Genomic DNA, 24,727 nt, shown 5'->3' with positions numbered 1-24,727 from the left:
ATCAAATGCCTCCTATAAATTGCTCAATATCATCAAAGTTACGGAACATATTCGGATAATCCATTTTCGGACGTGCAATCAAAATCACTTCAATTCCAAGTGCTAAAGCTGTCGTGATTTTTTCATCAACCGAACCAACCTTCCCGCTCTCTTTCGTAATCATCAATGTCGTATCGTATTGTTTGTATAACGCCGTATTTAGCTCTGCTGTAAACGGTCCTTGCATCGCAATAATCTGCTTTTGCGGTAAACCAAGTGCTTCGCATTTTTCCATATTGTCAATGCGCGGTAACATGCGTGCGATTAATGTAATCTCTTCTTCACCAAGTAAATGCTTCGTGAAAATCTGTAGCGTCTTACTCCCTGTCAGCAACATCACATTCCCTTTACGCTTTTTCGCTTCAAGCGCTGCTTCTTCATATGTTTCAACAACTGTAATCAAGTCATTTTCATAATCTTCAGACATCCGTTCGTAGCGACAATACGGGACACCTGCTAACTGTGCCGCTTGTTGTGCGTTTTTTGATGCTTCTTCTGCATAGGGATGACTTGCATCGACAATGATTTGATCACCGCGTGCTGTCACTTTTTCAGCCATCTCTTCTGCTGTTAAGCGCCCCACATGTGTCGCAATTCCCTCTGCTTGCAAACTCGCAGCCGCTGAATCTGTCACTACTGTTGCTAAAACATCGTGATGGTTATTCAGTCGAACAGCTAACGCACGCGCATCACTCGTTCCTGCTAGAAAAAACATTATTGATGCACTTCCTTATGTTCGTGCGCATGGTCATGACTGTGGTCGTGATTGTGATGATGGTGGTGATGCCCATGATCATGGTCGTGATGGTGATGATGGTCGACAAATTCAGATGCATTAATACGATATGTACACGTATCGCAGTTCATTTTCACATCGCCAGCTAACGCCTCTTCAATACGCTCAATCACCACTTTTTCAAGTAATGAATGGTAGCCAAAGTATTCGCATAATGTAATATCCATATCGTATTCCGTATCATAGCGCGCTTTCCAATCAGTCATGCGCTCCATTAAGATACCTGTAAATAAGAAGTACGGTAGCATATATACTTTTTTCGCACCTAATTTTTCACAACGTGCAATCCCCTCATCCACTGTTGGATAGGTCACACCCATAAACGCAGGCTCTACATTACGCACACCAATTTGCTCTGACAATAAGCGCGCGATTTTATAAACATCACTATTTGAATCTAAATCACTACCGCCGCGTGCTACTAATAAGACCGTCGTATCTTCATCTTGTTCGTCTTTTACAAAACCACTCTCTGCTAAACGGTACTCTAAAATATCAATTAAACTTGGGTGAATGCCTAATGGACGACCATATGTAATCGATACATGTGGATACAATTCTTTCGCTTCATCAATCGCCATTGGAATATGAATTTTTGAATGCCCTGCTTGTAAAAGCATAATTGGAATCGTAATAATTTTTTCTGCGCCGCGCTCGACACACGCCTTCATTCCCTGTGCAATATTTGGACTTTCAAATTCTAAAAAACATGTTTCCACTAAAAGTTGCTCTGGTAATTGCGCTTCAATACGCTTTGCAAATTGACGTACTTCTTCATTTCCTGCTGGTAGACGACTACCATGACCTACGATTAATACTGCTGTTTTCATCTTCAACACTCCTAATCCCCACAAGGTGCAGGGGCAATTTTGATTTTTGGTGTGAGATCTTGATAAATAAAGTTTCCAATCTTCTTCACACGTTTAAAATATTTGAATAAGCGCTCATTCGGATGCGCATTTGCTTTGTATTCTTGAATAATCGATTCTACAAGAGGTACTAACTGTTCTTTGTCTAGTCCCTCAACTACAGGTTGACCCGGGTGCGCTGTCCGTCCGACAGGTTTTGCGCCGATAAAGACATCGAATGCACCTTTTCGGTAAACAATTCCGATATCATCCATCACTGCTTTATAACAAGCCATTCCGCAGCCATTAAAACCAATATTTAATGTTTTCGGTAAGCTCATTCCACCAAATGCCTCTTGCAGTGCATCTGCATATGGAATCGCATCGGCTTTTTCACCGTCACAGAAATCACATGCCTTCATTTTCACAACATCGCCAACCGGTGCGATTATGAGACCGACTTCTCGCAAACGATCGGTAATACGTTCAGGTGATGTGGTTGGAATACGAAGAATAAATTCATGGTCTGGCGTATATTCCATCGAACCTTTTTCACCCACTACTTCGGCTAACACAAGCATTTGCTGTGGTGTAATCTTCTTATTCGCTACGCCTGGGCTGACCGCAAACTCGAAAATTGCCTCCATCTTCTGGTGAACATATTGTTTCGGTTCAACAACGGTTCCACCAAGATAGCCAAGCGCTTCCTCTGCAAGTGCTAACGTATCTACTTCAGGCTTTTTCGGCTCCACTGTAGCAATCGCTTGTGGCGCGTATGACTTTCCTGTTTCCTGATCCATCGCCCATGGTTCTGCTTCTTTTTTCAAACGCTGATGCGGCTTTAACGGTTGTTTTTCTTCACCAAGTGTATATTTACGCTGATAACCACGCGGTGTAATCATCTTCCCGTCATACATGAATGTCGACGAATTCCCAATGACAACGGTCGTCAACATCCCAATATCGTATTCCAACATCTCTTGTAGCGTCGTCATCTGAATTTGCTGCGTCTCACGATAAGCACTTTTCACTAGACCTACAGGCGTATCTGGATGACGATACATCAGTAAAATGCGCTGTGCTTCCGCAATTTGACGTGTACGACGACCACTTTTCGGGTTATAAAAAGCAATAACGAAGTCTGCCATCGCAGCTGCTTCAATTCGTTTTGCAATTAGATCCCATGGTGTTAAATGGTCACTCAAACTAATCGTACAAGCATCATGCATGACGGGTGCGCCTAGTAATGATGCACATGAATTAATAGCTGAAATTCCTGGCACAATCTCAATCGGTACACCTGTTTTCTCCGTCCAACCTTGTTCAATTAACACTTCGTACACAAGTCCTGCCATACCATACACACCTGCATCGCCACTTGAAATAACGGCAACAGACTTACCTGCCTCTGCTTGTTTTACTGCTTCTTGCGCACGCGACACTTCTTCTGTCATCCCTGTACTAATTACGGCTGTCGCTGTAATTAAATCTTGAATCAAATCGACATAGGTTTTATAACCGATGACAACGTCACATGATTTTAATACTTCTACTGCACGATTCGTAATATGCTGAAAGTCTCCAGGACCGAAGCCAACGACATACAATTTTCCTTGTTGTGTCATTAAACTTCCTCCTTCACTTTTGAAATCCCCTTAATCGCTGGTGTATCTTCATTACGAACGAACGCGCCATTTTCAAATGTAATACGCGGTACAACCGTTTTTTGCTCACCTGCAAGTTGCGCTACAAAACGTGTCGCTTCTTCTTCCGACGTAATGCTATACCAATCGCCTTTTGGATAATGCACAACGACACATGCATCTTTACAACGTCCGTTACAACGTGTACGTGATGTATGAATCTGCTCATCCAAGTTACGCGCTGTAATTTCCGCGCGAATTTTTTGTGTAATCTCTTCTCCCTCTTTACGCATGCAGCTACTACCATTACAAATTAATACGTGTGATTGCACACCATTCAAATTCCAAGTTGTCATGTCTAACATCCCCCTCGTATGTATCCGAACGATCCGCTTTTGCGCAAACAAAAAACCTCTATTCTAGGCGAATAGAGGTTGAACATCCTAAAAATGAGCATAACGAAATAAACGTAGCCCAACTACTAGTTTGTCCAAATCTCTTCCCACCGAAAAGTTTGTCCGATTTTAGAAGCAGGTTTCCTGACTCAAGTGTATCCGAACGCAGTCCCTTCTCAGCAATTCGCCAATGGATCTGACTGTTTCGACACTTATACAGTAGCGGGGGCTGTAATGGCATCTCACCATTTTCCCTTTTAACCTAAAAATAATAGGCACTCCTAAAATACAATCGTTATATGTAATTTCAAAATCTTGGTTATAATCATAACCATAATTTGTCTAACTTTCAAGACACTTTTCTGAAAATTCATTTTGATAGAATATTATTAAAGTTTATTTACCTTGAAAAAACACTGAAATCTCTGCATTTATCCAGTATTCTTACATAAAAAATTTTTGTTAAAAAAAATACGTATTGTCAAAATTTAGCGTTTTATGATAAGCTTTTTTAGAAATATCAAATAATTTTAACGATTCGATGGTGTAAGTTTTTGATGAACTTACTTAAAAGGGAAATCGGTGTAAATCCGATGCTGTCCCGCAACTGTGAAGCGGAGTGTATGAACGATATGCCACTGTTCAATGAACGGGAAGGTGTTGATACATGATGAGGCGAAGCCAGGAGACCTGCCACCGAAGATTGATTTCACCCTACGAGGATAGGCGTATGAAAGACAGCTTTTTTTGCTATGTCTTTTTTAACCTATTCTATATTGTAGAATAGGTTTTTTTGTGCACATTCTCAAAGAAAAAGGAGGACGTTTGAACGTGTTGAAGAAATTATTAAAGCTAGTTTATTTTTTACCCATTCTCTTAATCGTGCCAAATCGTGCGAATGCGATGCACATTATGGAAGGCTTTTTACCGATTGAGTGGGCGATTTTTTGGTGGGCCATCTCCCTACCATTTATCATTATGGGGATTCGTTCGATTCGAAAAACTGTAAAAGAACATCCTGAAACGAAGATGATGCTTGGATTATCTGGGGCTTTCGCTTTCGTCTTATCCGCATTAAAAATCCCATCGGTTACAGGTAGTTGTTCACATCCAACAGGTGTCGGCTTAGGTACTGTATTATTCGGACCACTGGCGATGAGTGTTGTCGGTTCAATCGTGTTACTATTCCAAGCATTACTACTTGCACATGGCGGACTTACAACACTTGGCGCGAATGCCTTCTCAATGGCAGTTGCTGGTCCAATTATCGCATGGTATGTATTCAAAGGCGCTCAAAAAGCAGGTTGGTCATTCTCCGTTGCTGTCTTTTTAGCCGCAATGCTTGGTGATCTCGGTACATATACAATTACATCATTCCAATTAGCACTTGCCTTCCCATCAGAAGCGGGCGGCATGCTTGCTTCATTCGCAAAATTCGCAAGTATTTTCTCATTCACACAAATTCCACTTGCGATTAGTGAAGGTTTATTAACGGTCATTGTTATGAACTTCTTACGAAAATACAATGTGGCAGAGTTACGTATGTTAAATATTTTTACGAAGAAAAAGGAGGCAGCTGAATAATGAAAAAGAACCTATTCTTCCTTTTCATCGTCATCGCCCTTGCCATCTTCCCTTTATTTATTCAAAAGGGTGCTGAATTTGGCGGTGCGGATGGTGAAGCAGAAGCAGCCATTACCGAAATCGACAAAAGCTATGAACCATGGTTCTCGAGCATTTGGGAACCACCAAGTGGCGAAATCGAAAGTTTATTATTTGCACTACAAGCGGCAATTGGTGCAGGTTTTATCGGCTACTTCTTCGGTTTAATGCGTGGTCGTACGAAAAAAGAAAAGGTTTCGCATGATTCCAATTGATCAATATGCTTATACGAATCGTTTAAGCAACGTACATCCTTTAGAGAAGATGGTATTGGCACTGAGTTTTTTGCTATTCGCTGTCATCACAAAGGATGTACTTATTTCACTCATTACGTTTTTCGTAATGAGTACTTTTATTTTATTTGCCGCTAAAATACCATTATCACTCTATTGTAAATTACTTCTTTTGCCTGGTTTCTTTTTGCTGACAAGTATTTTTTCGATTCTTATTTCATTTACAACGTCTACACTTCCCCCTCACTATTGGAGTATGTCATTTGGAAGTGTACAACTTTTTATCGGAAAAGCGAGTGTCGATACAGCGTTTCACCTTTTCTTCTCGGTGCTCGCAAGTATTAGTTGTCTTTATTTTATTGCACTCACAACGCCGATTAGTGCCATCACATATGCGATGCGTCAATTAAAAATACCGATTATTTTTATTGAACTATGTGAACTCACATATCGCTTTATTTTTGTCTTTTTACAAAGTATGCAGGCCATTTATGAAGCCCAGCAATCCCGTCTTGGCTATCAAAAAAAGCGCCGCTGGTTTCAATCTGTCGGTTATTTAGTGACGGCCATGTTTAAAGATGTTTTTCGACGTTCAAAACAACTTCATGAGGCGATGGCTTCTCGTTGCTACAACGAAGATATTTCAAGCCATTATGTAACGTACCAAACCGAACGCAGAAACTGGCTTGGTATTGGCGTTAGTTTATGCCTACTCGGCGCAGTTTATCTAGGAGGTTTTTATTTATGATTACATTTGACCATGTATCGTACCAATATCCTGACGGTACAATCGCATTACACGACCTATCATTCACGTTACCGCAAGGGAAAAAAATTGCACTGCTTGGCAATAATGGTGCGGGAAAATCCACACTATTTAAACATCTGAATGGCTTATTTCAACCAACGACTGGGACAATTTTTATGCATGATATGCCCTATCAATATAACCGAAAAGGACTTCAAGCATTACGTGGACAGGTCGGTATCGTCTTTCAAGATCCAGACGCACAGCTCTTCTCTGGAACGGTTGAACAAGACATCGCATTTGGCCCGACCAACCTCGGCTGGTCTTCTGACAAAATACATGCACAGGTTGAACACATAATTACGCAACTTGAACTCGAATCATTACGAAAAAAGCCCATTCACTTTTTAAGTTTGGGACAGAAAAAACGCGTGGCGATTGCAGGTGTTCTCGCAATGGAACCCCATATTTTAATTTTAGATGAACCATCTGCAGGACTCGACCGCTACTATGCCAATCAAATTATGAAACATTTGAATGACTTTCATACGGAAGAACGGACGATTATTTTATCGACGCACGACGTAGACTTCGCATATGAATGGGCTGACCTCGTACTCGTTATGCAAGACGGACAGATGACGTATATGGGGGATCCTGTCGCCCTCTTTGAAGAACAGGCGATTTTACAAGCAGCACACTTAGAACGCCCGCTACTCTTTGAAGTAGCGAAAGAACTAGGCATTCAGAACCTCGCCGACTACCCGCGTAGTCGTGTACAATTATGGGAGAAGATGAAACGACAAACCATGCTCGTGTAGGAGGTACAGAGAATGCAGATCCAAACATATGTCTATGATGAAGAAAATCAACCACAACTGCTTCATCAGGCGCATCATGTTCGTTTGCAAGGTGGCTTTTCAAATGCTGAAGGCTTTCTCACCATTCAAACAGCTACCAAACACCTCTCAACCGAACATGCACCCGATGAATTACATACACTCTGGCAATATATCGTAGATGGTTTTGCTGAATGTATAGAACGCGGCACAGCAGAAAGATATTTTCCAAATACACCGGTTATGATCAAGATGGAACAACAACGTGCACGTATGATTCGCTGCACGATCGACGAACAAACAGTGGAAGCAGAAATGAATGTATGGATGGAGGCGTTATATGAAGCAGGTATCGCTTGGTGCGACTGGCTGAATACACACACGCACAGCGCCATCGCAAGCAAGCTCTATACACAGCTCGAACAACTCAAAAAAGCCACTACATGACGAGATGTAGTGGAGGTGAAAAACTTCATATGAGTATGTGATAAACAAGCAGGTAAATCGTATTGATTTACCTGCTTGTTTTGGTGAAGCGGAAAGAATTACGTTAGCATGAATGAATGATATATTTCAATCCGCTTACTCATAAAGAGTGTTTTAAATCCCTCTATGTTCAGATAAAATTTCACAAGAAAATTCAACAATCAAAATCACTCACTAGCGTCGCATTAAAATAATTCAACGCTTTCTAAAAATCTGAATTTTCTGTAACATAATCCAAGCATAAAAAAATCCTTTATACTGGTTGAGCGGTAGTAAACCATCCAAATCCAAAACAAAGGACATAAGCATGGATAAGTTTACACGAAAAACATCATTTGAACAATGGTTTTTACCGATATCCTCGACAAAATTAGAGGAATTGGTAGAATCCCATCAATTAAATTACTATACAAAGAAGCTACAGATCGCTTCCTTCTTGAAATTACTGCTGTTTGCACAACTCAACGAAATCGAAAGTTTACGTGCTGTCAGTGAGACATTGTTTTCAGACGACCTTCAAAAAGCAACGGATTTAGAATCGATTAGCTTTTCGCAATTAGGTCGCCGATTAAATCAAATTCCAACAGACGTGTTCCAGCAAGTTTTTCTCGATTTAGTCGCTCAGATTCATGAGAAATCTCAATATGAGCATCGCCGGAAAACGACAACACCGCTGAAAATCATTGATTCGAGTACATTGCCACTCAATTTGAATAATCACAAATGGGCTGAATTCTGCAAAACAAAGTCGGGCATCAAGCTCCATTTGTGCCTTGTATACGCAGAGAAAGGGTGTTCGTATCCAGACAAAGCGGTGCTGACAAACGCGAAAGAACATGATCGTGGCCAACTAGAGGTACTCGTTGACGACAAAGAATGCATGTACGTTTTTGACCGTGGTTACTTAGATTATGAGCGATTTGACCGCATGACAGATGACGGCTATTTCTTTGTCTCACGCTTACGAAAAAACGCTGTCACTCGAGTTATCGAGCCGTTTGAACTACCAAATGATTCAACTGTATTATCTGATGAGATGATGTTGATTGGCACCACACAAAATCGTGCAGAAAACGTCTTTCGCCTCATCAAAGTGCTCGATTCAAAAGGTAACGAACTGCATCTAGTTACGAATCGATTTGATGTAAGCGCCGATGATATCGCTGAATTGTACAAATCGCGCTGGGCAATCGAGTTATTTTTCAAATGGTTGAAGCAGCACCTGAACATCAAAAAGTTCTACGCACAGAGCGAACAAGGCGTACATAATCAAGTGTATATCGCAATGATTGTATATTGCCTACATGTACTGGCACAGCTGAACACGAATAGTTCAAGGACTTACTTACAAATTAGTCGCTTACTCAAAGCGGCTCCATGGAAATCCGCTCATTTATGGCTACGAAAAATCGTAGGGAAAACCGTGCCCTAAAGAATTTCACAGGTCTGTTGCACTCGTCAAAGGTTATAGTAAAAAAATGGATGTTAACTACCTCTATTCAAATGTCTTTGTTTTTCTTCTCATGAGTAAAAAACAAGAAAACAGAAAATTCAGTCAAAATTTATGCGACACTAGTGAAAATCACTCTAAACTTTAAATCCCTCTATGTTCAGATAAAATTCCAACGGCGATGAGCAAGGCGGCTTATCAATGGGCTTTAAATCCCTCTATGTTCAGATAAAATGAATGGAGTTTCAAAAAGCAACTTTACGAACAGAGTACTTTAAATCCCTCTATGTTCAGATAAAATTCGGTCAAGAACCGAGCGAACTAAAAAAGAGCGACTTTAAATCCCTCTATGTTCAGATAAAATAAATCGTTAAAATTGATTCTGAAGATACAATTGAAATGACTTTAAATCCCTCTATGTTCAGATAAAATTTGTGCTTCACCGTCAACGCTTTATAGAAATTTTCAACTTTAAATCCCTCTATGTTCAGATAAAATAATGAATTGTCAGTTGTAAAAAGCGCTAAGGATAGTGCTTTAAATCCCTCTATGTTCAGATAAAATAACAGCATAGACAACTTCTTGCAAGTTACTTAGTTTCTTTAAATCCCTCTATGTTCAGATAAAATCGGATCAATGACGTTTGCTTTTTGATGTGTGTATTGTCTTTAAATCCCTCTATGTTCAGATAAAATTCTATGCCCCGAAGTGATAACTAAACCTCGACCAAACTTTAAATCCCTCTATGTTCAGATAAAATGCAGTAATCGTCGGTTTAATGGCATTAGTAATTAACTTTAAATCCCTCTATGTTCAGATAAAATACTAACACTAATAAAATCTTCATTAACAATATGATCCTTTAAATCCCTCTATGTTCAGATAAAATAAATCGGTTTAGCGAATGTTATTAACGCAATCTCAAACTTTAAATCCCTCTATGTTCAGATAAAATTATGTGAAAAACTACAAATCATCTGATTCAACCGACTTTAAATCCCTCTATGTTCAGATAAAATATGTATTAGGAACAGTACCAAACTTACAATTCTACACTTTAAATCCCTCTATGTTCAGATAAAATTGCCATACATTTTCTGATTCTATGAATGTATCTGTCTTTAAATCCCTCTATGTTCAGATAAAATTCGTACGGTTGAGCGTGCGATTCTCCACCCATTAACTTTAAATCCCTCTATGTTCAGATAAAATGGTTCTGGGTCTGCTTGTGGTTCTGGGTCTGTTGTAACCTTTAAATCCCTCTATGTTCAGATAAAATACCGACCCAAAACATGATAATACCAATGTTTTTAAGAGCGGTTTTGCAGTGAACCTCTAGTCGTGTAAAGTAACATTCTTAAAACAATATCACAAACACTAATATATCAACACTTCATTCGCATTTGCTAATATTATACCAGAATGCACCAATTAAAAAAATAAATCCATATCTCCTTTTTCATATCCAAATAATTCTTTTTTTATATGTCTTGGATTTTCTACCACATAATAATATAAGCTATCTTGTGCAGGGTCAATAATAGACTCGATTGCTTGTTTACACTTTAAAAATTGTGTTTTTGTAATTTCTCCTTCAAATACAGAATTTTGTGTCCATGTAAGATGTTCCTTTAATTTTTTGCAAACTTTCCCTACTCTTTTTACATTTACATCGTATGTGATAATGACAAACATTTCACCACCACGCTTTCAACGGTTTATAACTTGTATCACCAATGACATGCTTAATTAATTTGTAACACTCTAAACGAATAAAGTAGCGATAGGTTACTTTTCTTTTCAATTGACGATGCTGAATTGAATCTTTTAATTTTTTATCGAATGCTTGAATGAAGATTTTACGTCCTTGTTCAGATAAGTAGACAAAACCTTCTTCAAAATCAAAATGTTCTAATTGAATCTGTTTAGTATTCACAAGAGCAACGATTAAAGGATCTACAAAAAGAGGTTTGAAAATTTCGGCTAAATCCAAACATAATGAAAAGCGTTTTTGGGAAGGTTCATGTAAATAACTAATCGTTGGATTCAGTTGCGTTTTATAAATTTCACTTAGAATAGTCTTGTACATCATTGTATTACCAAAAGATATGAGTGCATTAAAAGCATCTTTAGGTGGACGTTTTGTGCGTTCCATAAAGGAAAACTCTTTTGGAATTAGTTCATCTAATGTTCGGTAATAGTTTTGTCTCATCATACCTTCTAATCCCATTAATTGCGCTACACTTTTCGCATTTCCAATTCCTTCACGTAATTTTTGAATTTCTTTTACATATAAAGAGTCTTGATTCTATTTATTCACAACTTTTATTTACTTTCTCATCTAACACTAGGTCTAATCCTTGTTCTTTTGAATAAGATACTTCTGTTGAAAAATAAATATGTTCAAAATCTCGATAGGCAAATTTATTTAATTGAAAATTTTCGTTTTTCTTTTGATTTTTTAAACGATACGGATTTACTGTAATCAAGTATCGTTCCATATCAATTTGAATTTTTTTCATTTGGTTATATTGCTTCAATTTTTTCGCTTCATTATATTGTTCAATATATGCAATTACAACTTCATAATTTTCTTGCCCTGCGACGAACGGAACTGTTGTAATATCTCTCAAAATTTTTTGGGCTTCTTCTTTTTTTAATTCAAATGGACGTAACCCTTCTAAATCCTCAAAAGTCTGTTCGAATATTTGTAAATATTTTGTACCTTCTAACTGTTCTTGACTAAATACGTCTTTTACAATTTGAATTTTTTGTTGCTCATCTATTAATGGTGATGATAACTGAGTCAATGCTTGTAGACTATTTTCAACAATCTTTTTCTCATAAATATAATCAATCCCACTCACTTCTTCTAAATTAGCCGCAATAAAAATATTCGCCTCATTTGGAACGCCCCCATTGTAACGCTTTCCTGCACGATTACAACGTCCAAAGCGTTGGAACAATGCATCTGCTGTCGCAGCTTCCGTAAATAAATAATCAAAATCTACATCTAAAGAAGCCTCCACAATTTGCGTACAAATCCATACACCTGCTTCTTCATTTGATAACTGCGCAAATTTATAAATTTTTTCTTCTTTTTCTGTACGATGTAATGGTGTAAATTGTGAATGCAGTAGATTCGTTTGAATTTGTTGATTCTTTTTGCATTCTTTATAAAGTGCTAAAGCTTGTTTTACCGTATTTACGACAACCAATACTTTGGATTTCCTACCTTTTTCTTGTATATCATCTAAAAAATCATGTATGGATTGATTTCTCACTTCGACATAATGTCTTCTTGGTACTTCAGGATTTGAATCTCGGTCATCTCTCAACAAAATCGTTTCTTGAACGGTGTTTTTGCCTAATAACTCTAGCTCTTGCATTTTATCTAAAAAAATCGCTGGCATTGTAGCTGTCATAATCATCCATTTACCACCTAGTTCATCAATCATTTTTAATCCTTTTAGTAAAATTGCGACAATTTTCGGATCATATGCTTGAATTTCATCAATTACTACTTTTGAATACGCAAGCGTAGCGAGTTCAATTTCAAATGATTGATACAATAGTGGAAATTTGAATAACTGATCAACCGTAGAGAAGGTTAATTTTTCTGCTAGTCTCTCGGTATGTTGTGTATGCAAAACTAATTGTTCATACGACGTTTGTTCATGGTCCATCTCACTCTGAATTAAATAATCTAGTGCTGTGGAATGTAATAAACCTACATGCGGATAATTCATACCTTCTTTATTTGTTACACGCATATATAACGCATTTAAACTAACTCGTAGCGGTAATGTGATAAAACCTTTTTGCGCATCAATCCAGATAAGTGATGCTTCCGTCTTACCACTCCCTGTCTGTGCAATTAAAATAATATTTTTATCTTTATGCTGACTTACAAAAAGTTGAAGTGGACGTAATTGATTGTATTTTTCCACAATAAAAGCTTCCGTTTGTTTACCAACATTCGTGTGTGTTGCGCGCTCAATATAATGTGTAATATCTTCGCCTGGCAACTTAGCAGAGGCAGCACGGTCTGTTTTTTGTAACAGTCCTTTCAGTAAAATATAGTTGGTGTGTAGTTGTTTCTTTTCTAATTGTTGATAGATGAGTGAACGATTAATTAAATGTTTCAAAAAACCACTGTTTGGTGGACCAATTTCTTGTTGAAAATCTTGTTGAATCTCTTGTAAATAAGGTGCTAATTGTTCTTCATAAATTGACTTTAATTCATCTAGGTGAGGAACTTGACTTCGTTCATGATGATAACCAATTGCTAACGTTAAAATGATTAAATCATTTTTCGGATATCCTTTTTTACTAAGTGACTTTAATGGCAACATCATCGTAGAAAGATAATTATGTGGGTAGTTACGCAGCTGGTTTTGTTGATTGATTGGTAGTTGTAGTGCTTGCTGAATGCGCTGTTGAAATCCTGTACTGTATTTACCAACATCATGATAAAGAGCTGCTATTTCAAGCAGCTCCCATTGATTAGGACAGAATGTACAATAAGGTTCTACAGCTTTTTTCAAAACACGAACAGCTTCTACCACATCATCTGTATGCTCTTTAATCGTCAAGGTAGTTGGTTTTGATTTTGCATAATACATTGTTATCCCTCCATTAAAAAAATCGGTAGTCCTTCTTCATCAAAACAATCATGTAGAGATATATCTGTTTCTTTAGGTATTAGCATCGCTTCGATGTAATCCCATTGTCTACGTCCTCGTACAATCGTGTATTTTCGTGGTAAATGATAAAACGGGCTATTTTCTCCCATTTCATACTCTTCACTCATACTAGTTGGAATATATTGTGTATATTTTGTTACGTCATTTCCTTCTTCTTGTACTTCTATCAATTCAACTTGGTCTACTCTCACTAAGTCTTCCCATCTACCTAAACTAACGGTTGTCGAAAGGTTTTGAAACTTATTATAGAGTTCTTCTAGAATAGTTGGTTCTGCCTGCACATGAATGACATGCGTAACATTAAATAATAAGTGTTGATACATGGGCATCGTTGTAACAAGGTTCGAATCTGTTTCCACTTGTTCTTTTAGTCCATCTGTAATCAGTTGTGCTGGTACATCGGACTTCTTATACATATATTTTTTTTGATAATCAACGAACATACTTTCAAACTCACCTTGAATAGAGAGTTGTAGTGGAATGTACTCTTTCGCATCTAAAATAGCATGTAACATGCCCTTGACCGTTGAAAACGGTGCAAGGGGGTATGTTTCGCCTACTTTAAAAGCAAAAGGCTTCAAGTAGCATGCGGTTTCTTGAAATAGTTTAATCTTGAGTAGTTGCATGTGCTACACCATAGTAATGTGCGACTTCTTTTGAAAGTTGTTGGAAGAATTGTTCCACTGTATGCACTTGACCTGCAAACTGCTCCACTACGTCTGCTTCATTCGAAAATGTACCTTGTGTCAGTCCAATCTGTGTACATTCACCGATTGACTGTCCAGCAAATGTTAATGCCATTGTATCTTTTAGCGGCGCAAGATCTAACGCCTTTACATTCATTTTGATATTACCTAAAAAGAAAGGATTCGCTACTGGATAAAGACCGCCAATAATAAATTTTGGCGTTAAATTTTCTTGACGACCTCGAATATTACGAGAAAGTAATTTAATAATATCGAGCAGTTGTGCTACACGCTCATATTTTTCATCATTTGATAATTCTAGCGAATCGTTTTGATCCATACCGATATGGCTTAAATCAATCGTAATCGTGTAGGTATAATAGCTTAAATGATTTTCGATGTTTGCTAAGTTTGCTGTATCGTCAATACGTTCAGCTAAACCCATATTTGTAAGAAACTCAAAATCTCCTGTGTATGGCTCTAATGCAATTGCGTGACTTAAACGAGCAACTGCAGCACGCTTAAGTGATTTTTTCCCTGTTTTTAAATAACCGAATAAATCCATTTCAACTGAATCGGCAATGGTCACATCATCTTTAAACTGCACTGTTCCCTTTGTTTTTGATACCGTATCTAAATTCCATCCGAACCATTCATTGCCTAAGCGAACGATGTCATAGCGAATTGATTGGCGCGAGGCAAATGGATACGTATTCCCGTCTCCACGACTTAATTTTTTCATTTCCGACACATTTCCAAAACCTTCACCATAATTTAATGGACTTGCTTCTACTACAGTTGATAGACTAATTGTTTTCCCCATCTTTTTTCTCCTCCTCTTTTGTTTGGACAGCCATTAACCCTGCGACAAATGCCAGTGACATTGTTGCGAATTTCGCATCGTTCACAACTTCTCGGTCAAGACACTGTGCAAATTCCTTACTAATTTTTCGTCCTGCTAATATATTTAATCGAATAACCAATTCAAAAAATAATGTGCGATTACCCGATTTAGCCGCATTTAAAATACGATAAATCGATGCATCTAACTTTTTACTATTCGATGCTTTGTATTCATTTTGCCCGCTGTTACTTACATCTTTACTTATTAGTGCTGACCTTAGTTCATTACCTGTACCATACATGCGATCTGTTAGAGACTTTTGTTGTTCCACTGTACTTCCTCCCATCATAAGTTCACGTATGCGTAAACATTGGTACACACTCCATGTATTACGCCCCGTATCTTTTTTTAATTGCTCATATAGCTCTTGTTGAATCAACATTTTTGTATCATAGTTTCGTAAATGTTGTTGTACAATTGCCTCTCGAAATTCCATCGGATAAACTTGCGAAATATAATTTTTATTGAGAACATATTTATAAAAACGCTTTTCAATCCAGCGATATTCTAATAATGTCTTTTTCGCTTTACTCTCTGTAAACCATTCAATTAATACAGTTACTTCTCTTCTCGCTTTTTCAATCTGCTCTTGCTTCTCATGTGTCCCTCGTAAAGCTTCTATGAGCGAATTTTCATTATGCATGATTTTTGAAAAAGCACGATTGCGTTGTAGACTTTCTTCGCAGTCTCCCTCTACGTGTAAAAACGCAAATACCATTTCTTCTGAATTCGCTGTTTTTTTACGATAGCGCGTACAACCAAGTGGTGATAAAAACAGTAATAAACGTGCAAGTGGACTAATTACTTGAATATGATCTTTATGTCCAAACCAGCGGTCATTTAGACTTGTGGAAGCAAGTGGCATAAAGATTTTTTCTTCGAATCGCAGTGTCCCCCAATGATTAGGTAATGCTGCACATTTAGGGTATTGTTCAAACCATTCAAAATCAATTGTTGCAGCCTTTTTATGTGCTTTTCGCCATTCTTTTGCGATTATATATTCACTCTCTCGTAAAAAAGAAAGTAATTGTTCTTCATCTTGCTGTTCAATCCATGTGCGTAGGCGTAGCTCAATTAATACTGGCTCAACAAAATCTGTATAGAAAATTTGTTGTTGTTCTTGTCGTGTCGCTGTATTTTTCGTAACGTTTAAAAAAGAAACTTGACCAGAAGCAGGTGCTAAAATAACAGCTTTCACATAATTTAATGTGATTTTTTCATCTACTTCTTTCTTTTCTAATAAAATTTGAATTTCACTTATTAAGTGTTCTAATAATTCGAAATTTTTATCTTTTAAAGCTTCCAAACTCTCTTTTTCTAATCGTTCCGCTTCGATAGCTTCTTCTTCAAAATATTTTTTCACTTTTGCTAAACTATCTTTTAAAGTACTTTTAAATCGATCAATAGATATTTTAAAAGCAGTCTGTTGTTTTTTATCTTTTTCATCCACGTTTTTCCGCGCATAGTTCATTGTTTTTTGTAGCCACTCCAATGTATTTTGCGCGCGTGAATAGCTTTCTATCAAATAATCAAAAAGACGTTGTGGTAATTGCTCAATCCACTCCATAGGTACATCTAAACGATTCGCATTCACTTTAATTTCCTGTTGTGAATCTAACTGGAGCATAGCAACTGCACCAGCGTTATAAATCCATTCATGAATATACAAATGTTCATACATGTTCATCCCTCCTTACTTTATAAATTCCAAAGTCCCCCAACCGCTAGACGTTCGTAAACCAATCCCATCGTAATAAAGATTTTGTAGGTCTTCTGGATGTCCTTTTAAAACAAGTCTTCCTTTTTGCCCTGTATAATATAATGTTTTTCCATTGGCATGACGATTTGTTTCTTTTACAACTACTTTTTTCAAACGATATTTCACAATTTTTAACGGTTGTTTTAAGGTTCTACCATATAAGTACTGAAACTTAGCATTCATAATATGATTTAACTCTGTTTCAAAATTTTCATCATCAATTAAAACAGGTTTTCCATGTACATCTTCTACTAAAAGCGCATTTAAAATAGCAAACTCTGCTTGTTGTTCACGAATAATCGCTTCTTGTACGATTTGAATATGTTCAATTTCAATGGATACATTTTGATGTTCGAACTTTTTCGTTGTTGATACGCCATTAATGAAGGCTAACGCAATCATCGGATCAGAGGAAGAAAATATAAAGGTTGCACCTTCCATTTCATAATGTGTCTGTGAAGCTTTAAAGTTACGCATATAGATACTGTATGTTAAAGGCTTCGGCTTCTTAATATTATCGTATAAGTGATTATACATTTCTTCATCACCTTGACGAATCATCTCTTTTACAAAAGCCAGACAAATCATCCGATATTGAATAGGTAACTTTTCGATTTTAAGCTGTAACGCAATTCTCATTTTTTTCACCTCGTTTCTTTTATTATTAATTTCTAAAAATAGTATATATTAACTGTAAAATTATAACAAGTTCTTCAGAATCTTTTTTTGCTAAGTCAAATAAGTTATACTGTAGGTAAATCTGAATTTGTAGGATTTAAAGCGTTTATTTTAATAAACACTATTTTATTTTTATCTGAACTTGTGGTTAATATACCAAAAGAGCTGTGCAAAATTTTGCACAGCTCTTAATTTTTTTAAAAATAAAAAAACAACGAAGTCTCCTCCATTGTTTACATCTGTTTCAAAATCCCTCTAAACTAAAAAGGCAAGCGAAGTCGCCTCGTGATGAATGAAGCCCCGCCTTCCTAGAATAATAGGTAATTCGTTATTTTGTTAAAGGTTCTTTAAATGTAAAATCGTACTTGCGATTAATCTTTGCCGAGATGTTGCCTAAAAATTCTTGAACAGGCATTTTTTCAACTTTTTGCGTGTACCATGCTAACTTAGAGCCATAGCCTTTTTTGTTGTAGATTACTTGTAGCGGCCAAAAGTTTCCTGTTGCTTGTGTATAATCAAATTTGATATATAACTGCTGCCCTTCTGGACATTCCATAATGACTTGGTAAACGGGTTTTTTTGTTGCGGGTTCGAATTTCACTTTTCTAATTTTAGTAAGCATTTAATCCCCTCCACTTCTATTGTACTACAGAAACGTATAAATATAAAAGGAAATGAATTTTTTTAAGATTTAATGCTTATCGCCCTCTAAATCACACCGTTCACATGATTTTTTAAAATATTGATTTGATCTCGTTTTATACAGTAATCTTCATTTTTAAAAGCACAGCTATCTTGCTTCAAGATTGCCTTATGGTATCTCTCATATTCCTTCACAAAGGCTTCCGCAAAGTCGTCAAAGCGACACTTCATCATCTCAATCGTCTCTCCGTTGTATCCTTCGTAACGAGTAATCGTTACAAGCTTTTGGAAATAGGTAAACGTATATTTATATGTACTTTCATACATTTCAATCACAAATAGTTGTTGATTCTGCTCATATATGTTAATCAAACCCTCAGCGAAATCTAATAAAATAGACGAATGAAATGTTGATGTACAAAATTCTTTTTCTACACCATTTTGAGAAATCAATATATTCATTCGACAATTAAAATACGTATCCAAACAAAATGGTTTACCCATCATATCCTCATATAATTCGATTTCAAATTTCATTCGCATATCTTTCTTCCCCCTAGATCACACCACTCATATGATTTTTCAAAATATTAATCTGGTCACGCATCATACAATAATGCTTATTTTCAAAGGCATGGCGATCCTGCTTCAAAATTGCCTTATGGTATCTCTCATATTCCTTCACAAAGGCTTCCACAAAGTCGTCAAAGCGACACTTCATCATCTCAATCGTCTCTCCGTTATATCCTTCGTAACGAGTAATCGTCAAAAGCTTTTGGAAATAAGTAAACGTATATTCAAGCGTACTTTCATACATTTCAACTGTAAATTTCGATTTTTCATCGGCATATATTTCGATTAAACCTTTTGCGATTCCGACTAAGATTGCAGCATGAAATGTCGATGTGCAAAACTCTTTCTCTACACCATTTTGAGAAATCAATATATTCATTCGACAATTAAAATACGTATCCAAACAAAATGGTTTACCCATCATATCCTCATATAATTCGATTTCAAATTTCATTCGCATGAAACTCCCCCTAAATCACACCATTCACATGGTTTTTCAAAATATTAATCTGGTCACGCATCATACAGTAATGCTCATTTTCAAAGGCTTGGCGATCCTGCTTCAAGATTGCCTTATGGTATCTCTCATATTCCTTCACAAAAGCTCCCACAAAATCGTCAAAGCGACACTTCATCATCTCAATCGTCTCTCCGTTGTATCCTTCGTAACGAGTAATCGTTACAAGCTTTTGGAAATAGGTAAACGTATATTCATATGTACTTTCAAACATTTCAATCACAAATGGTTGTTGATTCTGCTCATACATGTTAATCAAGCCCTCTGCTAGATCTAATAAAATAGACGAATGAAATGTCGATGTGCAAAACTCTTCCATACGATTATTTTTTTCTATGTACATATTGATTCGGTCCAAAAAATAACTACGTACTTCAAATGGTTCATCTAACATATCTTCATAAGGTTCAATTTCGAATCTCATTCGCATACACTTCACTCTTTTCCATATAACATACTTGACGAATGATATATTTACATAAAATTCGTTATCATTTAATTATCTATTATATAGTATTTTTTACTATATTAAACAATTAATTATCAAATTGTAAGCAAATTAAGAAAATCAGTTCTTTTTTACTGTTCAATAATATATAAAAACAGACTCATCATTCTTAGAATATGAATCAAGTGTCTCAATTAGACTAGATTGAAAAACCAAGTTCCTCTTTTATAACATACTAATTATATAAATTTTATTTATAGCTCTTGTGGTCAAAGATGTGATCAAATTAGAAAAACAACACAAAAAAAGCCCCCGATTTCTCGGAGGCTTTCTCTTTTTCTCTATTTTCAAAAGTGCTTCAAACGCTTGGAATGGTAGTCAAGCCAAGTGCGCAAACGTCCTGTTTGCAAGGCTTGACCAACCTTCATCCGTCGGCAGTTATTAACCTTCTAATAATAAATCTTCTGGGTTTTCGATTAAATCTTTAACCATTTTTAAGAAACCAACAGACTCTTTACCGTTGATGATACGGTGATCGTAAGATAATGCTACGTACATCATTGGGCGTAATTCGATTTCGTCGCCTACAGCGATTGGGCGTTTTACGATGTTGTGCATACCAAGGATTGCTGCTTGGTCACCATTGATGATTGGTGTAGACATTAATGAACCGAAGATACCACCGTTTGTGATTGTGAATGAACCACCTTCAAGGTCAGATAATGCTAATTTTTTGTTACGTGCTTTTACTGCTAACTCAGCAATGTCTGCTTCGATTTCAGCAAAGTTTTTGCGATCTGTGTCACGTACGTTTGGTACTACAAGACCGTCTGGAGTTGATACCGCTACACCTACATCATAGAACTTGTTGTAGTGGATTTCGTCACCAACGATTTTAGCATTAACAGCTGGGTACTTTTTAAGTGCTGCTGTTACAGCTTTTGTGAAGAATGACATGAAGCCAAGTTTTGTACCGTCATGGTTTTCCATGAAAGCATCTTTCTTGCGGCTACGAAGTGCCATAACTGCTGTCATGTCGATTTCGTTGAATGTTGTAAGCATCGCAGTGTTTTGTGATACTTCTAATAATTTACGAGCAGCTGTTTGTTGACGACGAGTCATTTTCACTGCTTCTACGCGAGAATCATCTACAGCTTTAGGAGCTGGAGCTGCTGGTGTAGCTTGTGCTGCAGGAGCCGCTGGAGCTGTACCATGTGCAGCTACGTCTTGTACGCGTACGCGACCTTGTGGATCTACTGGTGATACAGCAGCAAGATCGATTCCTTTTTCACGTGCTAATTTACGAGCAGCTGGTGAAGCGATAATGCGTTCGTTTGAAGATGTTTCTTCTACTACTGGTGCAGCTGGTGCTGGAGCAGCTTTAGGAGCTTCTTCTTTTGGTGCTTCTGGTTTCGCTTCTTCTTTTGGTGCTTCTTCTTTTGGTGCTGGAGCAGCGCCTGTTGCATTTGCGTCAACGCGTGCGATAACAGCGCCTACTTCTACAACATCGCCTTCTTGTGCAAGGATCTCAGTTAAAACACCTGCTTCTTCTGAGATGATTTCAGCGTTTACTTTATCTGTTTCAAGTTCAACGATGAATTCGCCTTTTTCTACAGAGTCGCCCACTTGTTTTACCCAGCGTACGATCTCACCTTCTGTAATAGATTCTGCTAATTCTGGTACGATAATGTCAGCCATTTTAAATTTCCTCCTTCAATATGATGAACGATTATTTAGATACTGCTTCTTCAATCACTTTTGTTTGTGCTACTTTGAATGAATCTGGATCTCCCTCAGCTGGTGAAGAATGTTCCCCACGACCTACATAGCGAATTTCGTGATCGCCTTCTAACTCGCGTAAGTAAGGATCAGCGAATGACCAAGAACCCATGTTTTTCGGTTCTTCTTGTGCCCATGCAAGTGTTTTTACATTTGGATATTTTTCAATGATTGCTTGAATTTTTTCAGATGGGAATGGGTATAACTGTTCAACACGTACTAAGTGTAAGTGCTCATATCCTTTTCCTTCTCCTACTTTTTCTGCAATATCAATTGCCATTTTACCAGATGCAAAGACAAGTTTCTCTACTTTTTTCGCATCTTTACCTGTTACAGGATGCTCAATGACAGTTTCGAATTTACCATTCGCTAGTTCATCTACATCAGCTGCTACGATTTGGTTACGTAGTAGTGATTTTGGTGATACTAATACAAGTGGACGAATTGCTTCTGTATTTAACATTGCTGCTTGGCGACGTAATAAGTGGAAGTAGTTCGCTGCGCTTGAAAGGTTTGCGACTGTCCAGTTATTCTCTGCTGCTAATTGTAAGAAACGTTCTAAACGAGCAGATGTATGCTCAGAACCTTGTCCTTCAGCTGCGTGTGGTAATAACATCACTAAACCTGATTTAACGCCCCATTTCGAACGTGAAGCTGAAATGAAGTTATCGAAAATAACTTGTGCCATGTTTGCGAAGTCACCATATTGTGCTTCCCAAATTGCTAAAGCGTTTGGATTTTGAATGTTATAACCAAATTCGTATGAAAGAATTGACCCTTCTGATAATGGGCTATTAATTGCATCGAATGAAGCTTTTGCACCTGAGATGTGGTGTAACATTGTTAACTCGTTACCATTCTTCTCATCGTGTAATACTAAGTGACGGTGTGCGAACGTACCACGTTGTACGTCTTGACCTGAAATACGTACTGGGTGACCGTCTTGGATGATTGTACCGAATGCAAGTGTTTCTGCATGGCCCCAATCAATTTTACCTTTGCCTTCAAATGGATCTTGGCGACGGTTTAAGATTTTACCTAATTTTTTGAATACGTTGAAGTCTTCAGGGAATTGAAGTAATTCAGCATTCATTTTTGTTAAGCGCTCTTTTTCAACGGATGTATCAACTTCTGGGAATCCATCAAGTACAACTTGTGGTACTGAGTGATCAGGTTCTGCACCTTGTCCAGCTGATTTTACAACGTCTAATTCTGCTTGTAATGTTGCTTTAATATCTGCTTGTAGTTGTTGTACATCTGAATCTGTTACAACACCTTCAGATACTAATTGTTTACCGTATAACGCACGCACTGTATCGTGGTTATGAACAATGTTGTACATTTCTGGGTTTGTAATCATTGGTTCATCCATTTCATTATGACCATAACGGCGGTAACCGATTAAGTCAACAACGATGTCTTTACCAAATTTCGCGCGGTATTCAACTGCGAAACGTGCAACTTGAATTACAGCTTCAGGTGCATCAGCGTTTACGTGTAATACTGGGATTTCGTAACCTTTTGCAGAGTCTGAAGAGTAAACAGTTGAACGAGAATCATAGCGTTCCGTTGTGAAACCAATCATGTTGTTAGCGATGATGTGTACAGAACCGCCTGTTGTGAATCCTTTTGTTCCTGCATAGTTGAAGCCTTCTGTTACAACGCCTTGACCAGCGAATGCTGCGTCACCATGCACTAAGATTGATACTGATTTAGAAGTGTCTTGTACAGGTAAACCTGGTTTTGATGTGTCTTCTTGAACAGCGCGTGTTGCACCGTTTACAACAGGTGATACAACTTCTAAGTGTGATGGGTTGTAAGCTAATGATACGCGACTACCATTGTCTGCTTTATATGTTGCACCTAAGTGATATTTCGCATCGCCAGACCAGCCTTTTGTTACAACAAGTGAACCGTCTTCTGGTACGAATAAATCGCTTGGTACGTGTGCAAAGTCTGCCAACATCATTTTGTATGGTTTGTGAACGTTATGTGTTAACACATTTAGACGACCACGGTGTGCCATACCGATTTGAACATCGTTTGTACCTTTTGTTTCAAAACGTTTGATTAATTCATCAATTAATACAACTAAAGAGTCAACACCCTCGATTGAGAAGCGTTTTACGCCGACAAAAGTTTTGTGCATGAATTGTTCAAAGCCTTCAACATTGTTTAACATGTTTAATACAGCTTTTTTCTCATCCGCAGTTAATGCGCCATTTAGTGAACCGCTTTCAATCTTAGATTGGATCCACTCTTTTTCTTCTTGTCCAACAACTTGGTTGTATTCAAATGCAATTTTACCTGTGTAAATTTCTTTTAAGTAGTTGATTGCATCTAAACCGTTGCGTACACCTGCAGGTACTTCTTTGATAAGTGCAGAAGCTGGAACTTCGATTAGATCTTGATCTGTAAGACCGTAAGTTGCTGCTTCAATACGCTTCGTATCTCTTGCTTGATTGTGAAGTGGGTAAATGTCTGCTGCTAAGTGACCAAAGTTACGAATTGCATCAGCGTATTTAACCGCTGTAAGAATTGTTGTAATATTACCTGATGAAGCAACTGCTGCTACTTCTGAGCCGCCTTGTGCTGCTGGAGCAACTGGCGCACCGTATTGTTCAAATAATGCTACTAATTCTGCATCTACTTCCTCTGGTGATGTTAAGTATAGGTCATACATATCCATCACATAGCCAAGGTTAGGTCCTGAAAAAGCAGCCCATGGTGAAACGTTGTTTGACATGAGAATAACCTCCAAGTTTTTTGCCTAGTGGCATCTTTCCAATAGTTATAATAATAATATGAAAATCCACTGTATATTTTACCAATCATATCTGCTTGCATGTAAGCGAATTCTTTTAGCAATTAGATATAATATTTTTTCCCCTTCAAT

23 protein-coding genes, 1 CRISPR repeat array and 2 riboswitches are annotated in these 24,727 nt (G+C 37.4%); of the genes, 6 read left to right on the top strand and 17 right to left on the bottom strand.

The window, feature by feature from the left end:
- Position 1: 1 nt before the first annotated feature.
- The 4 genes from cobK to ACKVQX_RS06910 are packed head-to-tail and all read right to left on the bottom strand — an operon-like array spanning position 2 to position 3,682.
- Positions 2 to 757, bottom strand: a complete 756-nt coding sequence (gene cobK, locus ACKVQX_RS06925; protein WP_285216417.1) for a precorrin-6A reductase — start codon at positions 755 to 757, stop codon at positions 2 to 4.
- Positions 754 to 1,665, bottom strand: coding sequence for a sirohydrochlorin chelatase (locus ACKVQX_RS06920; RefSeq protein ID WP_409136139.1), 912 nt, complete (start codon positions 1,663 to 1,665; stop codon positions 754 to 756). The genes cobK and ACKVQX_RS06920 overlap by 4 nt, the downstream gene beginning before the upstream one ends.
- An 11-nt stretch (positions 1,666 to 1,676) precedes the next feature.
- Positions 1,677 to 3,308, bottom strand: a complete 1,632-nt coding sequence (gene cobJ, locus ACKVQX_RS06915) for a precorrin-3B C(17)-methyltransferase (protein ID WP_409136138.1) — start codon at positions 3,306 to 3,308, stop codon at positions 1,677 to 1,679.
- Entirely contained in the window at positions 3,308 to 3,682 is a 375-nt protein-coding gene (locus ACKVQX_RS06910; protein WP_068453943.1) for a ferredoxin, read from the bottom strand. The genes cobJ and ACKVQX_RS06910 overlap by 1 nt, the downstream gene beginning before the upstream one ends.
- A 155-nt stretch (positions 3,683 to 3,837) precedes the next feature.
- Positions 3,838 to 4,019, bottom strand: a riboswitch (cobalamin riboswitch).
- 227 nt (positions 4,020 to 4,246) lie between these two features.
- Positions 4,247 to 4,434, top strand: a riboswitch (cobalamin riboswitch).
- Between the two features lie 190 nt (positions 4,435 to 4,624).
- Between ACKVQX_RS06910 and ACKVQX_RS06905 the strand changes: the two genes are divergently transcribed.
- The 6 genes from ACKVQX_RS06905 to ACKVQX_RS06880 all read left to right on the top strand — a co-directional run bounded on the left by ACKVQX_RS06905 (position 4,625) and on the right by ACKVQX_RS06880 (position 9,121).
- Positions 4,625 to 5,305: an energy-coupling factor ABC transporter permease gene (locus tag ACKVQX_RS06905; protein ID WP_087682538.1), complete on the top strand. Its 681-nt coding sequence runs from the start codon at positions 4,625 to 4,627 to the stop codon at positions 5,303 to 5,305.
- On the top strand, positions 5,305 to 5,598 hold the full coding sequence (locus tag ACKVQX_RS06900; RefSeq protein WP_068453946.1) for an energy-coupling factor ABC transporter substrate-binding protein: 294 nt from the start codon (positions 5,305 to 5,307) through the stop codon (positions 5,596 to 5,598). Before ACKVQX_RS06905 ends, ACKVQX_RS06900 begins: the two co-directional genes overlap by 1 nt.
- Positions 5,585 to 6,364, top strand: coding sequence for a cobalt ECF transporter T component CbiQ (cbiQ, locus tag ACKVQX_RS06895; RefSeq protein WP_068453948.1), 780 nt, complete (start codon positions 5,585 to 5,587; stop codon positions 6,362 to 6,364). The genes ACKVQX_RS06900 and cbiQ overlap by 14 nt, the downstream gene beginning before the upstream one ends.
- The gene (locus ACKVQX_RS06890) at positions 6,361 to 7,185 is read left to right on the top strand and encodes an ABC transporter ATP-binding protein (protein WP_325943836.1); all 825 of its coding nucleotides are present in this window, start codon (positions 6,361 to 6,363) and stop codon (positions 7,183 to 7,185) included. Before cbiQ ends, ACKVQX_RS06890 begins: the two co-directional genes overlap by 4 nt.
- A gap of 12 nt (positions 7,186 to 7,197) precedes the next feature.
- A complete protein-coding gene (locus tag ACKVQX_RS06885; protein ID WP_409136137.1) occupies positions 7,198 to 7,650 on the top strand; it encodes a hypothetical protein in 453 nt (150 codons plus the stop codon).
- 346 nt (positions 7,651 to 7,996) lie between these two features.
- Positions 7,997 to 9,121: an IS4 family transposase gene (locus ACKVQX_RS06880; protein ID WP_409136136.1), complete on the top strand. Its 1,125-nt coding sequence runs from the start codon at positions 7,997 to 7,999 to the stop codon at positions 9,119 to 9,121.
- A gap of 160 nt (positions 9,122 to 9,281) precedes the next feature.
- Positions 9,282 to 10,418: a CRISPR direct-repeat array (repeat unit 29 nt; unit sequence CTTTAAATCCCTCTATGTTCAGATAAAAT).
- Positions 10,419 to 10,570: 152 nt separating this feature from the next.
- Here the strand turns inward: ACKVQX_RS06880 and cas2 are convergent.
- From cas2 to ACKVQX_RS06815, 13 genes are all read right to left on the bottom strand, one after another.
- Positions 10,571 to 10,834, bottom strand: a complete 264-nt coding sequence (gene cas2, locus ACKVQX_RS06875; RefSeq protein ID WP_068453957.1) for a CRISPR-associated endonuclease Cas2 — start codon at positions 10,832 to 10,834, stop codon at positions 10,571 to 10,573.
- Between the two features lies 1 nt (position 10,835).
- Positions 10,836 to 11,420 (bottom strand): CRISPR-associated endonuclease Cas1, encoded by a 585-nt coding sequence (gene cas1 / locus ACKVQX_RS06870; protein ID WP_325943847.1) that lies wholly within the window; start codon positions 11,418 to 11,420, stop codon positions 10,836 to 10,838.
- 31 nt (positions 11,421 to 11,451) lie between these two features.
- Entirely contained in the window at positions 11,452 to 13,764 is a 2,313-nt protein-coding gene (gene cas3, locus ACKVQX_RS06865) for a CRISPR-associated helicase Cas3' (RefSeq protein ID WP_409136135.1), read from the bottom strand.
- Between the two features lie 2 nt (positions 13,765 to 13,766).
- A complete protein-coding gene (cas5b, locus tag ACKVQX_RS06860) occupies positions 13,767 to 14,471 on the bottom strand; it encodes a type I-B CRISPR-associated protein Cas5b (RefSeq protein WP_325943839.1) in 705 nt (234 codons plus the stop codon).
- Positions 14,452 to 15,354 (bottom strand): type I-B CRISPR-associated protein Cas7/Cst2/DevR, encoded by a 903-nt coding sequence (gene cas7i / locus ACKVQX_RS06855; protein ID WP_325943840.1) that lies wholly within the window; start codon positions 15,352 to 15,354, stop codon positions 14,452 to 14,454. Before cas7i ends, cas5b begins: the two co-directional genes overlap by 20 nt.
- Complete coding sequence (locus ACKVQX_RS06850) at positions 15,338 to 17,116, bottom strand: hypothetical protein (RefSeq protein WP_325943841.1); 1,779 nt, start codon at positions 17,114 to 17,116, stop codon at positions 15,338 to 15,340. Before ACKVQX_RS06850 ends, cas7i begins: the two co-directional genes overlap by 17 nt.
- Positions 17,117 to 17,128: 12 nt before the next feature.
- On the bottom strand, positions 17,129 to 17,833 hold the full coding sequence (gene cas6 / locus ACKVQX_RS06845; RefSeq protein ID WP_325943842.1) for a CRISPR-associated endoribonuclease Cas6: 705 nt from the start codon (positions 17,831 to 17,833) through the stop codon (positions 17,129 to 17,131).
- Positions 17,834 to 18,200: 367 nt separating this feature from the next.
- On the bottom strand, positions 18,201 to 18,494 hold the full coding sequence (locus ACKVQX_RS06840; protein WP_087680547.1) for a hypothetical protein: 294 nt from the start codon (positions 18,492 to 18,494) through the stop codon (positions 18,201 to 18,203).
- Positions 18,495 to 18,580: 86 nt separating this feature from the next.
- Positions 18,581 to 19,057 (bottom strand): hypothetical protein, encoded by a 477-nt coding sequence (locus ACKVQX_RS06835; protein WP_285216215.1) that lies wholly within the window; start codon positions 19,055 to 19,057, stop codon positions 18,581 to 18,583.
- Between the two features lie 13 nt (positions 19,058 to 19,070).
- A complete protein-coding gene (locus ACKVQX_RS06830; RefSeq protein ID WP_409136134.1) occupies positions 19,071 to 19,547 on the bottom strand; it encodes a hypothetical protein in 477 nt (158 codons plus the stop codon).
- A gap of 10 nt (positions 19,548 to 19,557) precedes the next feature.
- On the bottom strand, positions 19,558 to 20,034 hold the full coding sequence (locus tag ACKVQX_RS06825) for a hypothetical protein (protein WP_409136133.1): 477 nt from the start codon (positions 20,032 to 20,034) through the stop codon (positions 19,558 to 19,560).
- A 459-nt stretch (positions 20,035 to 20,493) separates the two neighbouring features.
- Positions 20,494 to 21,750 (bottom strand): 2-oxoglutarate dehydrogenase complex dihydrolipoyllysine-residue succinyltransferase, encoded by a 1,257-nt coding sequence (gene odhB, locus ACKVQX_RS06820; RefSeq protein WP_325943940.1) that lies wholly within the window; start codon positions 21,748 to 21,750, stop codon positions 20,494 to 20,496.
- Between the two features lie 31 nt (positions 21,751 to 21,781).
- A complete protein-coding gene (locus ACKVQX_RS06815) occupies positions 21,782 to 24,577 on the bottom strand; it encodes a 2-oxoglutarate dehydrogenase E1 component (protein ID WP_068453988.1) in 2,796 nt (931 codons plus the stop codon).
- Between the last annotated feature and the right edge of the window lie 150 nt (positions 24,578 to 24,727).

It is taken from the genome of Kurthia sp. ISK08, from assembly GCF_046159805.1.
GTDB lineage: Bacteria > Bacillota > Bacilli > Bacillales_A > Planococcaceae > Kurthia > Kurthia gibsonii.
The sequence above is the reverse complement of the archived record's forward strand: the minus strand, read 5'-3'. Positions and strand labels throughout refer to the sequence as shown.